This window comes from Aeromonas enteropelogenes (assembly GCF_000819845.1).
GTDB lineage: Bacteria > Pseudomonadota > Gammaproteobacteria > Enterobacterales > Aeromonadaceae > Aeromonas > Aeromonas enteropelogenes.
Map to the genome: position 1 here is coordinate 1 of NZ_CDCG01000013.1, position 14,483 is coordinate 14,483.

The 14,483-nt window shown below is 61.7% G+C and carries 14 protein-coding genes; 8 read left to right on the plus strand and 6 right to left on the minus strand.

Features of this window, described 5'->3' with window-relative positions; genetic code table 11:
• Nucleotides 1–1,079, minus strand: a 1,079-nt coding sequence (locus BN1123_RS04625; RefSeq protein ID WP_042025617.1) for an MFS transporter, incomplete at its 3' end; no start/stop codon positions are given.
• A gap of 192 nt (nt 1,080–1,271) precedes the next feature.
• Nucleotides 1,272–2,279 (minus strand): protease SohB, encoded by a 1,008-nt coding sequence (gene sohB, locus BN1123_RS04630; RefSeq protein ID WP_042025618.1) that lies wholly within the window; start codon nt 2,277–2,279, stop codon nt 1,272–1,274.
• A 221-nt stretch (nt 2,280–2,500) separates the two neighbouring features.
• Here sohB and BN1123_RS04635 point away from each other — a divergent pair, with 221 nt between their 5' ends.
• Together BN1123_RS04635 and BN1123_RS04640 are read left to right on the plus strand one after the other, a co-directional pair.
• Nucleotides 2,501–3,256, plus strand: a complete 756-nt coding sequence (locus BN1123_RS04635; RefSeq protein ID WP_042025620.1) for a YciK family oxidoreductase — start codon at nt 2,501–2,503, stop codon at nt 3,254–3,256.
• A gap of 107 nt (nt 3,257–3,363) precedes the next feature.
• On the plus strand, nt 3,364–4,254 hold the full coding sequence (locus BN1123_RS04640; RefSeq protein ID WP_042025621.1) for a LysR family transcriptional regulator: 891 nt from the start codon (nt 3,364–3,366) through the stop codon (nt 4,252–4,254).
• Nucleotides 4,255–4,258: 4 nt separating this feature from the next.
• Here BN1123_RS04640 and BN1123_RS04645 read toward each other — a convergent pair whose 3' ends face one another.
• Nucleotides 4,259–5,431: an MFS transporter gene (locus BN1123_RS04645; protein ID WP_042025622.1), complete on the minus strand. Its 1,173-nt coding sequence runs from the start codon at nt 5,429–5,431 to the stop codon at nt 4,259–4,261.
• Between the two features lie 184 nt (nt 5,432–5,615).
• Between BN1123_RS04645 and BN1123_RS04650 the strand changes: the two genes are divergently transcribed.
• Both BN1123_RS04650 and BN1123_RS04655 read left to right on the plus strand, forming a co-directional pair.
• On the plus strand, nt 5,616–6,761 hold the full coding sequence (locus tag BN1123_RS04650; RefSeq protein WP_042025623.1) for a MalY/PatB family protein: 1,146 nt from the start codon (nt 5,616–5,618) through the stop codon (nt 6,759–6,761).
• 65 nt (nt 6,762–6,826) lie between these two features.
• The gene (locus BN1123_RS04655; protein WP_082037471.1) at nt 6,827–8,113 is read left to right on the plus strand and encodes a TAXI family TRAP transporter solute-binding subunit; all 1,287 of its coding nucleotides are present in this window, start codon (nt 6,827–6,829) and stop codon (nt 8,111–8,113) included.
• A gap of 67 nt (nt 8,114–8,180) precedes the next feature.
• Here the strand turns inward: BN1123_RS04655 and BN1123_RS04660 are convergent, their stop codons facing one another.
• Nucleotides 8,181–9,113, minus strand: coding sequence for a LysR family transcriptional regulator (locus tag BN1123_RS04660; protein WP_042025624.1), 933 nt, complete (start codon nt 9,111–9,113; stop codon nt 8,181–8,183).
• 171 nt (nt 9,114–9,284) lie between these two features.
• Here BN1123_RS04660 and BN1123_RS04665 point away from each other — a divergent pair, with 171 nt between their 5' ends.
• The 3 genes from BN1123_RS04665 (at nt 9,285) to BN1123_RS04675 (ending at nt 12,111) form a co-directional block, all read left to right on the plus strand.
• On the plus strand, nt 9,285–10,541 hold the full coding sequence (locus tag BN1123_RS04665; RefSeq protein WP_042025625.1) for an adenylosuccinate synthetase: 1,257 nt from the start codon (nt 9,285–9,287) through the stop codon (nt 10,539–10,541).
• Between the two features lie 197 nt (nt 10,542–10,738).
• Nucleotides 10,739–11,275 carry a YbhB/YbcL family Raf kinase inhibitor-like protein gene (locus BN1123_RS04670; RefSeq protein WP_042025626.1) on the plus strand — a complete coding sequence of 179 codons (537 nt, stop codon included), beginning with the start codon at nt 10,739–10,741 and terminating at the stop codon, nt 11,273–11,275.
• Between the two features lie 11 nt (nt 11,276–11,286).
• Nucleotides 11,287–12,111: a helix-turn-helix transcriptional regulator gene (locus BN1123_RS04675; RefSeq protein ID WP_042025627.1), complete on the plus strand. Its 825-nt coding sequence runs from the start codon at nt 11,287–11,289 to the stop codon at nt 12,109–12,111.
• 101 nt (nt 12,112–12,212) lie between these two features.
• Here the strand turns inward: BN1123_RS04675 and BN1123_RS04680 are convergent, their stop codons facing one another.
• Nucleotides 12,213–12,764, minus strand: a complete 552-nt coding sequence (locus BN1123_RS04680; RefSeq protein WP_042025628.1) for a hemerythrin domain-containing protein — start codon at nt 12,762–12,764, stop codon at nt 12,213–12,215.
• 79 nt (nt 12,765–12,843) lie between these two features.
• A complete protein-coding gene (ung, locus tag BN1123_RS04685) occupies nt 12,844–13,512 on the minus strand; it encodes a uracil-DNA glycosylase (protein WP_042025629.1) in 669 nt (222 codons plus the stop codon).
• A gap of 565 nt (nt 13,513–14,077) precedes the next feature.
• Between ung and grcA the strand changes: the two genes are divergently transcribed.
• Nucleotides 14,078–14,458, plus strand: a complete 381-nt coding sequence (gene grcA / locus BN1123_RS04690) for an autonomous glycyl radical cofactor GrcA (RefSeq protein WP_042025630.1) — start codon at nt 14,078–14,080, stop codon at nt 14,456–14,458.
• The last annotated feature ends 25 nt before the right edge of the window (nt 14,459–14,483 follow it).

Sequence of the window (14,483 nt, forward strand, 5' to 3'; positions counted from 1 at the left end):
AGCAAGGCCCCCGCCGCACCGCCCAACCCCACCAGGGCACTGGCCCCGAAGTAACTGCCCTTGAGGTGGCCGGGCGCCATTTGATCGATCAGCACGTTGAGCAGCGGAAACAGGATTGTTTCACCGAGACTGAGCAGCAGCACGGCCGCAAACCAGTGGCTGCGCACCAGGGGATCCCCCATGGCAAACAACAGCTGGGCCGCAAGAAACAGGGCCATGCCGATATGCAACCGAACCCGCACTGGCCAGCGCGAGAGCAGCCGCAGCAGCGGGAACTGCAGCACCACCACGGTCAAGGCATTGGTGGTCACCAGCAGGGCCACCAGCTCCGCCACCTCGGGCATGCCGGCACGGGTGAGATACTGCACCAGTGGCGAGTGAAACTGGGAGTAGACGAGCACCATCAGGAGGTTGGCCATCACCAGCAGCAAAAAGGCCCGATCCGCCAACAAGACCCTGATGGCATCGCGCAGACCCGGACCACCGGTGCTACGTTTGCCGGTGGTGGCCACCTGACGAAAGCCCCAGACAAAGGCCAGCCCCAGCAGCAGATAACTGAGCGACAGCACCACGAAGGTCTCCTGCTGGGCGTTGATGCCGAGAGTCACCCCCAGGAGCGGCCCCAGTGCCGCCCCCAGGTTGAGCAGGAAGTAGCGCAGATGCAGCGCCAGTTCCCGCGCCTTGGCCGAGGCCAGACTGTCGGCCATCAGCGCCTTGCCGGGGGCATCGATGAGCCCTGATGCCAGACCACTGCCCATCACCCCGACACCGAGCCAGAAGACGGCGTGGGAGAAGCCGAGCAACCCGAAGCAGCTCATCGCTACCAGACAACCCGCCAGCAGTATGCTGCGACGCCCGAAGCGATCAGAGAGCCAGCCACCGTAGAAGCTGACCAGGGTGGAGAGCGCCATCGAGCCCCCCAGCAGCAAACCTATCAGGGTGGCCGACAGCCCATAGTCCCGATAGAGCAGGATGGAGAGAAACGGCCAAACCATGTAGTAGCTGGTACGTACCATGAAGGTACCCAGGATGACGATCCAGACCAGAGGGGTAAATTGCCTTAAGGTGCTCCATTGCATGGCCTATGCTCCCAGCCCCACGGGGGCAACGATGAAGAGGGGAAAGCGATCAGTTGTAGTGATGGGATTCAATAGAGGCAACTTCATTCCCAGCTTTCCCTCAATAAAAAGAGAGGCCAGCCGGATCTCTCCGACTGGCCTGCTGATTGGTCCGCGTGTCCGCCCCTCAGACGCACACGCAAAGCACCCGAGCTAGCGCCAGGGACTCTGCTGCCACAGGCGGCCGAGGCCCGCTTCCAGCGCCTGCGCGCCTTGCTGACCCAGTTTCTGGGTCAGGCTCTTGGGCTTGCGATAGCGAATGCCCACCACCTTGTGGTGACCGGCCTGCACCAGCAGATAGTCATCGCTGGTGCAGAGGGAATCCACCAGTCCCAGCCCCTTGGCCTGGCTCGCCAGCCAGTGCTCGCCCGTGGTGACCTTGTCGATCTCGAGCGCGGGTCTGTGCTCGGCCACGAACGCCTTGAAGCGCTCGTGGATGGCGGCCAGCTCCTCGCGAAACTTCTCGCGCCCCAGATCGTCATTCTCACCGAACATGGTGATGGTGCGCTTGTATTGACCCGCAGTGTGCATCTCGAATTCGATATCGTGCTTTTTCAGCAGCTTGTTGAAGTTCGGCATCTGGGCGATCACCCCGATGGAACCGACGATGGCAAAGGGAGCGGCCAGGATCTGATCCGCCACGCAAGCCATCATGTAGCCGCCACTCGCTGCTACCTTGTCGATGGCCACGGTGAGCTTGATGCCCTTGTCGCGCAGACGCTGCAACTGGGAGGCCGCAAGGCCATACCCGTGCACCACGCCGCCACCGGACTCGAGCCGCAGCAACACCTCGTCACCGGGCTGGGCCACGCCAATCACGGCACTCACCTCTTCACGCAGGGAGGCGACTTCCTTGGCATCCATGCTGCCATGGAAATCGAGCACAAACAGACGGCTACGCTCATCGCCAGCCTTGGCACGCTGCTTCTGCTCCTCTTTCTGCTGCTTCTCCAGCAACTTGCGCTCCGCCTTGCCGGCCAGGGCGCTCTTGAGCTGAAAACGCCCACGCTCCAGCTCGGCGGAGAGATCGGTCACCTCCAGCTCTCCCTTGCGAGCCTTGGGCTGACGGCTGGCAACGATCATCAGGATGATGGCACCGATGGCCAGCAAGAAGGTCACTGTCTTGGCCAGAAACAGGCCGTATTCGGTCAAAAATGTCACTGTGGACTCCAGAAGGGATCGGTTTTGTCACATTCTAGGGAGTTTGCGAGAGCGGCGCAAAAACTCTGGGCCAGCGCGTCAAAAAACCAACTTGACCAACACAACCTCTCTATTTTCTTCACATTTTTCTTGTCATCGACTGGCCAAACAGGCGCCCGGATCAGTACACTTGCCCCCGATTGCCATGCACTTATGCCCAGAATTTGTTAACAGGAGTTGTCATGCTCGATTATCAGGCGCCCCGCGATCTGCTCAAGGACAGGGTCATTCTGGTCACCGGTGCCGGAGACGGGATCGGCCGCGAGGCGGCCCTCACCTACGCCGCTCACGGCGCCACCGTGATCCTGCTCGGCCGCACCAGCGCCAAACTCGAGGCCGTGTATGACCAGATTGAAGCCGCCGGTTATCCCCTGCCCGCCATCGTCCCGGTGGATCTGAAAGGGGCCACCGCCGCCCACTATCGCGGCATGGCCGAGACCTTTGCCCAGCAGTTTGGTCGCCTTGATGGCGTGCTGTTCAACGCCGGCCTGCTGGGAACCCTGTCACCGTTCGAACACATCCAGGAGAAGGAGTGGGACGAGGTGATGCAGGTCAACGTCAAATCCGAATTCCTGCTGACCCAGGCGCTGCTGCCCCTCATTCGCCAGACCGCCAAGGAGCACGGCGATGCCTCCATCGTCTACACCTCCTCCAGCGTGGGGCGCAAGGGACGAGCCTACTGGGGCACCTACGCCATCTCCAAGTTCGCCGTCGAGGGCATGATGGAGGTGCTGGCGGACGAGCTGGAAAACACCAAGGTACGGGTCAACAGCCTCAACCCGGGCGGCTCCCGCACCAGGATGCGAGCCAGCGCCTTCCCGGCGGAAGATCCGCAGACCCTCAAGACCCCGGCCGACCTGATGCCGCTCTATCTTTACCTGATGGGGCCGGACAGCCGTGGTCAAACCGGCCAGACCTTCGTGGCCCAACCCAAATAAATCAATACAATATCCGGAGCCATACTTGTTGTAGGGGTTAAATTCCATAGGGGGTTACGGCCCCCTGTGTGATTTCCCCGGCAACTCCATCCCAACCAGGTTGAACTATGTTTCGTCCCAAAAGCACCTTTGAGCAATGGCGGATCTTTCAGGCAGTGGTCGATTGTGGTGGTTACGCCCAGGCCGCAGAAGCCCTGAACAAGAGCCAGTCCTCCCTCAACCATGCAGTCGCCAAGCTGCAACAGAGTCTGGGGGTGCCCTTGCTGGAGGTGCGCGGGCGCAAGGCAGTGCTGACCGCGGCGGGGGAGATCTTCCTCAAGCGTGCCCGCCAGCTGAGCCAGCAGGTGGAGGAGCTGGAGAACCTGGCCAATAACCTGGAGCGCCAGTGGGAGCCGCAGATCAACCTCTACGTCTCGGCGCTGCAGCCAAGGGAGCGGCTCTACCGGGCTCTGGCCCACTTCTACCCCCGCAGCCGCGGCTGCCGCGTCAACCTGCATGAGCGTATTCACTGTCACTTCAATGCGTTGCAACCCGGCGATCTGATGATTTCGGAGCACCTGCCCGGCGATCGCACCGGTCTGCTGCTCGATGAGATCTGCCTGCTACCTCTGTGCGCCGCCCATCACCCCCTGGCCACGCTGCCACAACCACTGGGCAACGATGCCCTGACCGGTCATAACCGGATCAGCCTGCATCCGCCCATTCACCGCTCGGTGGACTGGAATGATGCCGACGATACCGGCTGGAATGCGACCCACTACCACGAGGTGATCGCCATGCTACATCAGGGATTGGGCTATGCCTGGCTGCCGCGCCATCTGGTGGAACGCGAACTAAGCGAAGGATCCCTGGTACAGCTGGATCTGGAAAATGGCGGCGAGCGCCATCTTTATACCTATCTGCTGACCCTCTCTCCCGACTCACTGGGCCCCGCCACCGAGTTGCTGCTGCGCTGCCTGCGCAGTGAATACCAGAGCGACACCCGGCAAGAGGGCTGAACCCTCAGACCTCGGGTACCCGCCAGCAGGCGGCAAGTGCCACCAGCGCCAATCCCAGCGCCACCATGAAGACGGCGTGAAAACCCCACAGCTCCGCCACCGTACCAGCGATGGCCCCCGCCATGATGGAGCCGGTCCGGATGCTGTTGGCAAACAGGGTGGTCGCCACCCCCGCCCGCCCCGGCATCAGATCCTGAAAGTAGGACATACCGATCCCGGCGACGATCCCGATGAAGATGGCGTTGAACAGCTGCAGCGCGATCAGGGCGTACTGACCGGACAGGGTCACCAGTCCACCGTAAAAAGCGACGCCAGCCATTACCGCCAGCAGCATCATGGGGCGCTTGCCCAGTCGCGTCGTGTAGTAACCCGCCAGCAACATGAAGGGAATTTCGAGCGCCGCCGCCGTGCCCATCAGGATGCCGGCCAGCTTCTCGTCCAGCCCCAGCTCCCGGGTGATGTAGAGCGGCATGTTGATGAGGTACATGCTGTTACAGGTCCACATCAGGGTAGAGGCGATGAAGAGCGCGCGCACTGCCGGATCCCGCCAGCTGCTCACCCGCTCCTGGTCACTGCTCGCGGCAGGCAGGGGCAGTGAGGGGAGCCAGCGCCACACCACCAGGGCACAGAGCAGATAGGCCAGGGCGGAGGCGAGGTACATCAGTTCAAAGCCATAGCCGATGGCCAGGGCAAAGGCGATGGGCGGCCCTATCACCCAGGCCAGGGAAAACTGGGCCCGCATCACCGAGCTGAACATGTCGGCCCGCTTGTTGCGGCTGTCGGAATACTCCCGCGCCAGGGCAAACAGCTGGGGACTGGCGGTGGCGGCCAGACTGGCGAGCAGTACCCCCAGGCTCACCAGCAGCCAGTAGTTGCGGTTCCAGGCAAACAGCAAAGAGAGCGCCACCCCGGCAAAGCAGCAGCGCAGGATCAGCTGCTTGCGATCCCCCCTGTTGTCGGAGCGATGGCCGAGCCACTGGCTGATGAGGATGCCGATCACCGCATTGATGGTGTAGAACGCCCCCACCAGAAACGGGCGCACCTGTACCTCTTCGGCCAGAAACAGGCTCAGGGTCGGCACCTGCAGGGCGACGGCAACCCCGGTCATGAAGGTCACGGCCAGAAACGAGAGGGAAACGGGATCCGGGCGCTTAACCGCCGCTATCGACAAGCTCATAGCATTACCACTGGCTGGAGAATGTAAGGAAGGGATTCACGACTATCGCCGTTCAAAATAACGCCAGTCATCTTATGCCATTATCAACAACCGGCTCAAGGCTTGCCTCCCGCCGCTTGTGCCTTGCGAGCAAGGCCGCGACCCCGTAGAGTGAAAGCCCATCCGGCCAGCACAAGGAGTTCGCATGTTTGATTTTGATCGGGAAATAGACCGCAGTGGCACCATGAGCCTGAAATGGGACAAGTACAAGGGTCAGGACGTGCTGCCCATGTGGGTTGCCGACACCGATTTTTCCGCCCCTCCCGCCGTCATCGAGGCGCTCACCCGGCGCGTCGCCCACGGCATTTTCGGCTATTCACGCCCCTCGCCCCGCCTGCTCGAACTCATCATCGAACGTCTGGCAACCCGCTACGGCTGGACCATACAGCCAGAGTGGCTGGTGTTCCTGCCCGGCGTGGTGCCGGGGCTGAACCTCGCCTGTAAGGCCTGGAGCCAGCATGGCCGCGGCATCATCACCCCCAAGCCGGTCTACTACCCCTTCCTGCAGGCCCCCGGTTTCAATGACCGCCCCCTGCTCACCGTGCCCATGGTGGAAGAGGCAGGCCGCTGGGTACTGGATCTGGAAGAGCTGGAGCGTCAGGCCCCCTCCGCCGATCTGCTGCTGCTGTGCAACCCCCACAACCCGGGGGGCACCGTCTTCACCCGCGAAGAGCTGCTGGCCATCGACGCCATCGCCGCGCGCCACAATCTGGTGATCTGCTCCGATGAGATCCACTGCGACCTGCTGCTGGATAAAAACGCCCGCCACATCCCCTACGGCGCCATCAGCCCGGACGCCGCCGAACGCTCGGCCGTGATGATGGCCCCGAGCAAGACCTTCAATATCGCGGGTCTGTGCTGTTCGTTTGCTGTGGTGCCCAATGCCCGTCTGCGCCTCAAGCTGCAGCAGGCGATGCGCGGCATCAGCGCCGACGTGAACCTGCTGGGCTTCGTGGCAGCCGAGGCCGCCTACGAGGGCGGTGAGCAGTGGCTCAGCGAGCAGATCGAGTATCTGGCCGCCAACCTGGCATTGATCGAACAGGCCGTCGCCCGCTGGCCCGGTGTCACCCTGGCGAACCATCAGGCCACCTATCTGGCCTGGCTCGACGTCAGTGGCCTTGGGCTCGATGATCCCATCGCCTTCTTCGAGCAGGCCGGGGTCGGACTCTCGCCGGGCGCCCAGTTTGGCGACGGCCAGTTCGTGCGTCTCAACTTCGGCTGTACCCGTGCCACCCTGACCAAGGCGCTGGCCCGAATGGAAAAAGCGATCCTGAGTCGCGGCAAAGCCTGATACCCCAGCAAGCGGGATGGGCATGGCCCATCCCTTTCATCCCACTCCCCAGTTGACGGTCAACTATGCATTTACGGATCTTGCGTCACCTTCTGCTCCCCCTCTGCGCCCTGCTACCTGTCACCAGCCAGGCGCTGACTATAGGTACCGGGCCGGTCAATGGCGTCTACTACCCCACCGGAGGCGCCATCTGTCGGGTGCTCAATGCAGACCATGCCCTGCGCGGCGATCGCTGCACGGTACAGAGTACCCACGGCTCTCTGGCCAACCTGAAGGCGCTGGAAGAGGGGGACGTGCAGCTGGCGCTGGTGCAGTCCGATATCCTCCACCACGCCTTGCACGGCACCGGACCTTTCAGCGGACAAGGCGCCAACCACAAACTGCGCAGTCTGTTTCGCCTCTATCAGGAGTCGCTGACCCTGCTGGCCAGCCCCACCAGCGGCATCACCACCCTGGCGGATATCGAAGGAAAGCGGGTCTATCCGGGTGAACCCGGCGCCGGCGAGCCCACTACCAGCCAGGCCCTGATGAACGCCATGGGGTGGCACTCCGGCCAGTTTGCCACCTATCAGCTCACCCCGGGCCGGGATCCGCTGGAGGGGTTGTGCGATGGCAGTCTGGATGCCGCCTTTATCGTCGCCGGGCACCCCAGTCTGGCGATCGGCGATCTGGCCGGCCGCTGCAAGGTGCGCCTCATCCCCATTGAGGGGGATCAGATCGATCGCCTGCTCAAGGAGCATCCCTACTACCAGCGCAGCCGCATCGCTGCCAACCTTTATCCGGGGCAGATCACCGCCATCAACAACATCGGCATGAGCGCCGAACTGGTGGCGCTGGCTAGCCTGCCGGATCCCATAGTGCGCACCGTGCGTGACACCCTGCTGGCACGGGTCAAGCAGTTCAGTCGGCTGCACCCGGCCTTGAGCAAGATTACCGTGGAGCGTCTGCAGGCGCAGACCGAGCTGCCCCTCCATGCCGGCATGTCGGATCAGGCGCCCGAGCCCCTGCCGCTGGCCCCTGAGCTGCTGATGCAGGATGATTCGGTGCAGGATGCCCCGGAAAGGGATACTCCCGAACCGGCCACCACAGAACCCCCTGCCGACGCAGGCAATGTCGCCAGCGCCGCCGTTGCCACCGAACCCGCCAGCGACACCTCACCTACCCGAACTACCCCGGACGCGGCAGCACCGAATACCGAGGCTCCGGATACGGTGTCGGCAGCGACGCCGTCAGAGGCCGTCACGCCGGATAACAGGGCGCAAGCAACCACCAGCACGGCCCAAGGGACGACTCCAGCAGATAAATCTGTGCCGGAAGCGGCCGCCGGCGACACGGCGCCGTCGCAGCCCTGAAACGGGCAAATTCAATAAAATCAAAGGGGCAGCCGCAGCTGCCCCTTTCACTTTTATGACGTTCTGATCACTGCGCGGCCTCCCGCGCCAGATAGGGGTTGGGTTTTTGGATCTCCTCCTCCACCCAGACCAGCAACTGCTTGATGGCCCGTGACAGCACCTGGTTCTGGCGCACCACGTACCCCAGGCTGGTACCGGGAAAATCAGTCAGGCTGCTGACGGGAGCGGTCAGGTTGAGCCTGGGGTGCAGCGAGAAGTCGGGCACTATGGCCACGCCAAACCCAGCCTCGGCCCAATCCAGCTGGGCATCCACGCTGCCAACCTCCATGATGCGACAGGGGGGCAACCCCAGCAGCGGCAGGGAGGGGTCGATAAGCGCCCTGGTGCGGGTATCGTGCCCCAGCAGGATCAGGGTCGGCTCGTCGAGGGGATCGCTCTTTCTCTCATCCCCCCCTGCTCCGACCTGCGCCCGCGCCTGCCAGCGGGCCAGCCCGTGACCCAGGGCGCACCAGGTCACCTGTTGCAGCTCGGTATAGAAGAGCGGCTCGCTGCGCTTTTGCGCCATCACGAAGCCGAGATCCGCCTTGCCCGCCTTGACCAGCTCCGCCGCCTGATCCGAAGTTGTGTTGAACAGGGTGAGGTCGATGCCGGGAAACTCCCGTTTGAAGCGCTGAAACGGCTGGATCAGCAACAGGCGGGAAATGATGTCGCTGGCGGCGATGGCGAGCGTCCCCTGGCTTAACTGATTGAGCGCATTGAGATCGGACTGGCACAGCTGCAACTCGGCGATGGCACGCTCGGCGCTTTGCAGCAGTCGCTCCCCCGCCTGGGTCAGGCGAAACGGGCTGCGCTCGATGAGTCGTACCCGGGTCGCCTGCTCCAGCCGCTTGATGTGCAGGCTGACGTTGGGCTGGGTCATGTGCAGCTCGGTGGCGGTCTGGCCAAAGTGCTGCAACCGGGCCAGGGTGACAAAGGTTTGCAGCCAGTGAATATCCAGCATGTGGCTCCTCCACTCCCGTCTTGCGGGGTTTTGCACGGCAACAGCGGGAGAGGTTGCCGCTAAAATGGCCACAATTATATGGTTTTATTATCGGAATTATAAAGATAATTAATTTTTCTAATCCACATCAGGCTCCTAGGATGGATGCCTAACGTCTTAGGAGAAAGAGTCATGTCGTCTATCGTAGTCGTAGGTGCCAACTGGGGTGATGAAGGCAAGGGCCGCATCGTGGATTATCTGGCAGGTCAAGCCGGTGCCAGCATTCGCTTCCAGGGCGGCAACAACGCCGGCCACACCGTGGTCAACGATCTTGGCACCTTCAAGCTGCACCAAGTCCCAAGTGGCGTGTTCAACCCGGATTGCCTGGTCGTGCTCGGCCCGGGCATGGTGATCAGCCCCGAGAAGCTCACCGTCGAACTCGACGAAGTGAAAGCCTCCGGCATTACTCCCAAGCTGGCCATCTCTGACCGCGCCACCCTGTGCCTGCCGCTGCACGCACTGGAAGATACCCTGGAAGAGCAGCGTCTGGGTGACGGCGCCTATGGCTCCACCCGTCAGGGCATTGCCCCCGCCTACGGCGATCGCGTCATGAAAAAAGCGATCCTGGTTGGCTGGCTGAAACAGCCGGACGTGCTGGTCGAGCGCATCCAGTTCATGCTGGACTGGAAACTGCCGCAGATGAAGGCCCTCTATCCGGACTTCGAATTTGCCCAGACCGCCCAGGAAATGGCCGACTGGCTGCTGGAAGTCTCCGCCTCCTGGATCGACGCCGTTTGCAACGTCAGCATGCCGCTCAAGGCCCTGCAGGCCGAAGGCAAGACCCTGCTGTTCGAAGCACAGCTGGGCGCCGGCCGTGACCTCATCTACGGCGAATACCCCTGGGTCACCTCCTCCCACGTTTCCGGCGCCTACGCCGGCATCGGTGGCGGCCTGCCGGGTCTGCGCCCGGAGCGCGTCATCGCCGTGGCCAAGGCATTCAGCTCCTCCGTCGGTACCGGCACCCTGCTGACCGCCATGGAGAACCAAGACGAGTTCCGCAAGATCACCAACGAGTTCGGCGCGACCACCGGCCGTCCCCGTGACGTCGGCTACTTCGACGCCGTGGCCACCAAGAACGGTGTCGAGCTGCAGGCTGCCACCGAAGTGGCCCTGACCAAGCTGGACTGCCTGACCGGTCTGCCGGATCTGAAGATCTGCGTGGCCTACGAAGGTGCCCACACCGAAAACCCGATTTGGCCGCAAACTGCCGCCCTCAAGCCCGTCTACGAGCAGATGGAAAGCTGGAGCGAAGACATCAGCGGCTGCCGCACTTTCGAAGAGCTGCCGCGCGCTGCCCAGCAGTACGTGCTGCGCATCGAAGAGCTGCTCGGCGTACCGGTTCCGATGGTTTCCGTCGGCCCGGGTCGTGACGAGATGATCCTGCGCTAAGTCGCCCGCCCTCTCGGCACATAAAAACCGGCATCCTGGATGCCGGTTTTTTTATCTCTCTCTTTCCCCTCATCAATCTCACAAACAACATATCGACTCATATAATGGCCTGGAGAACGCCTCATTGAGCCGTTACGTGACTTCCATTTATCCCTGTTTGGCTAAAGTGAACCCGTTACCACACGAGGAGTCACCTTATGAGATTACCCCTGCGTTCCGCTTTGCTGCCCCTGTTCTGTCTGGCCGCACTGCCTGCCAGCGCCATGACCCTGAGCAGCACCGACATCCGCGAAGGCCAGCCGATGGACAAGGCGTTCAGCTTCAACGGCTTTGGTTGCAGCGGCGAGAACCGCTCGCCCCAGCTGAGCTGGCAGGAGCTGCCCGCCGGCACCAAGAGTATCGCCATTACGGCCTATGATCCGGATGCCCCCACCGGCAGCGGCTGGTGGCACTGGCTGGTGGTCAATCTGCCGGCCAGCCAGAGCGAGCTGCCGACCAACGCCTCCGGCAAGCTCAAGCAGGGGCTGGAGCTGAGAACCGACTTCGGCAGCCAGGGCTACGGCGGCCCCTGCCCGCCCGCAGGTCACGGCATGCACCGCTACCAGTTCACCGCCTGGGCCCTGCCCCAGGATCTGGAGGTGAAGGCGGATACCCCGCCCGCCATGGTAGGCTACATGCTCAACGCCATGGCCCTTGGCAAGGCTACCCTGACCGCCACCTTCGTCACCCACTAGGAGCCCGCCGGATGAGCACGCCGCTGCTGCAACAGCACCACTACCTCGGGATCCGCCAGCAGCCCCTGCACCGGGTGCTCATCTATGCCCCAACCCTCATCTGGGTGAAACAGGGGCACAAACAGCTGTGGTGGAAAGAGCGGCGCCTGACGTTTGACAGGGAGAGCTGGCTGCTGATCCCAGCGGGCCACCAGCTCACCTTCGTCAACCAGCCGGAGCAGGGCACATTCCGCTCCCATGCCCTGACCCTGCTGGCGCCGCCGCCCGATGCCTGGCTATCGGCCACCGCCGCGGCTCCAAAGGGGCAGCGAGAACCCAGGGTAAAGGTGACCCCCGGGCTGGCATTTTGCTTCGAGCTGGTCACCACCATGGCCGAGCGGGGAGTGAGCGAGGCAACCCAGGCCGAGCTGCTACAGGGCTTTTATGCCGAACTGCACGCCGCCCGGGCCCTCGATCTGCTCTATCCGGCCCGCACCATGACGCTGGGGGAGCGGCTGGCCCGCTATCTCGGCGTGGAGCCCGGCGCCGACCATACCCTGGAGGGGGTTGCTCCCCACTTCGCCATGAGCCGTGCCTCCCTGGTGCGCAAGCTGGCCAGTGAAGGTCGCAGTTTTCGCCAACTGCTGGCCCAGGTGCGCATGAGCCATGCCCTCACCTTGCTGCAGCAATCCCTCACCCCGCTGGAGGTTGCCCTCGCCTGCGGCTACGACTCCCCCAGTCGCTTCGCCGCCCGCTTCAAGCAGGAGTTCGGCCTGACCCCGCACCAATATCGACAAACCTGTCCCTCCCCCGCAATCCGGCCCCGAGAAAGACGCCCCCGGCTAGCACATGGGTAGTCGAAATGGCCAAGCTGCAGGGTGTTTGCCAGATATGAAAAGGCCTCCGGATGGAGGCCTTTTGCCGTTTATCTATTTGTTGATGGTGCAATCTGGCCTTATTACACGCTCACCGGAGGCAGCGAGAGACGCTGGGCCAGCGCCTGAAAGTTCTGGCTCACCTCGGCCCCGAACAGGGGATCACCGATGGCACGGTTCTGCCAGTTTTGCTCCAGATGACGCCAGTCATCTTCGGTCAGGGTGTCCCGCAGCAGGGGGAAGATCACCCCCTCCTCGTAGTTCATGTGCGCCTCCTGCAGCGCTACGAAACGTTCCAGCTTGCCGGTGAACTGGTCGAGCGGGATCACCGCATCCATCAGGATCATCTCCACCATCTCCTTGAGTTCGGTGCCCGCCTCCAGCAGCTTGGCGTGCTCCTCCTGCAGACGATTGGCGACCTCCCCCTCCACGACCCGGTATTTGAGGTAGTACTCGTAGATCATGTCTTCCTTGGGGTGATGGTACTTGTCAGACACCTCCCGCAGATAGTCGATGACATCGCGGATCAGAAAGTAGCTGATGGGCTGCTCGGCCTGAATGGCTGCCAGCTTGTGCTTGAGCAGCCCAAGTAGCCGGGCGATGTTGAGATGATCCTTGTGCAGACTGGATAACATAGGCACTCCTTCGCTGAAATAAACTGTCACTTCCCTGAGTATACGGTCATCTGCCGGCCAAACTTTGCACTCAATCAAGTCAGCCGCAGACTGAATTCCATTGGATGGGCTGTTTGCCCTGCTGTTCCAGCAGCCGGTTGGTCTCGGAAAAATGGCCACAACCGATGAAGCCACGGTGGGCAGAAAGCGGGCTGGGATGGGGGGCGGTCAGCACGTGATGGCGCTGCCGGTCGATGAAACGCCCCTTCTTCTGGGCATGGGCGCCCCAGAGCAGGAAGACTACGCCCTGACAGCTGGCATTGATCTGCTCGATCACCCGGTCGGTGAAGGTTTCCCAGCCCAGATGTGCGTGGGAGTGGGCCTGGCCGGCCTGCACCGTCAGCACGGTATTGAGCAGCAGCACCCCCTGTTTGGCCCAGGATTCGAGAAAGCCGTGATCCGGTGTGACAAACCCTGGCAGATCCCGCTGCATCTCTTTATAGATGTTGACCAGTGAGGGCGGGGTGCGCACCCCGGGCAGCACGGAAAAACAGAGACCATGGGCCTGGTTGGGGCCGTGGTACGGATCCTGACCCAGGATCACCACCTTGACCTGATCCAGTTCGGTGAGCTTGAACGCGTTGAAGACATCGGCAGCGGGTGGATAGATCACCTTGCCCGCTTCCCGCTCACTGCGCACCGTCGCCAGCGTACTCTTGAAATAGTCCTGCTCTTTTTCCGAGCCAATCACATCACTCCAGGTCAGCACCCCGAACTCCTCACTTGATACGGCGAAGGGCTCAGGATAGGGGGCCAGCCCGCAAGACGCAACCGCGACAAGGCATAATGGACAGCATCACTTGCCTGCGATCACATGACACCACCACACACAGGCCCACCCGATCAGGATATATCGGGTTTTCTCCCTGGTAACCGCTGCAGATGGAGTCGCGCACTGCAACCGTTTCCTTCACCGTCAATTTCCTTTCCATCAGTCATCTGCCGGCTACCCGTTTATCTTAAAAACAAGATAAAACATGTAGTTAAATTACTAGATTAAATAGATAAAAGATGTATGATTTGGATATCTTACGAAATCAGAAAAATGACCTATTTTTGATTCAACTCAATAATTTAATCCTACTTGGCGCAAGCTAAGTGGGATTTTATTGATTTGGATCAATTTTCGTAATAATCCCACCATGGTATATATGACCCCATCAAAGTAAAGGTGTAAGGCAAGGCCCCTTTAAGCCATCGACATTCGCGGTAGCTTAACTACATCAGGGTAATTTCCTTACAGTCGGATCCGCTTCCCATTGAGGAGTCATACCATGATCAAAGGCATTCAAATCACCCAGGCCGCCAACACCGCTCTGCTGAACTCTTTCTGGCTGCTGGACGAAGAGAAGCAACAGGCTCGCTGCATCTGCGCCAAAGGCGATGCCTTCGCTGCCGATCAGGAAGTCCAGATCGCCGAGCTGGGCCAGTTCGAATACCGCGAGCTGCCGGTTCAGGCCGAGCCGGCCGTTGAAGGTGGCCAGCACCTGAACGTCAACGTGCTGCGTCGCGAAACCCTGGAAGACGCCATCGCCAACCCGGAAAAATACCCGCAGCTGACCATCCGTGTGTCCGGCTACGCAGTGCGCTTCAACGCCCTGACCCCGGAACAGCAGCGTGACGTGGTAACCCGTACCTTCACCCAGAGCCTGTGATCCACACTCTGTCGTGACGGCGGGC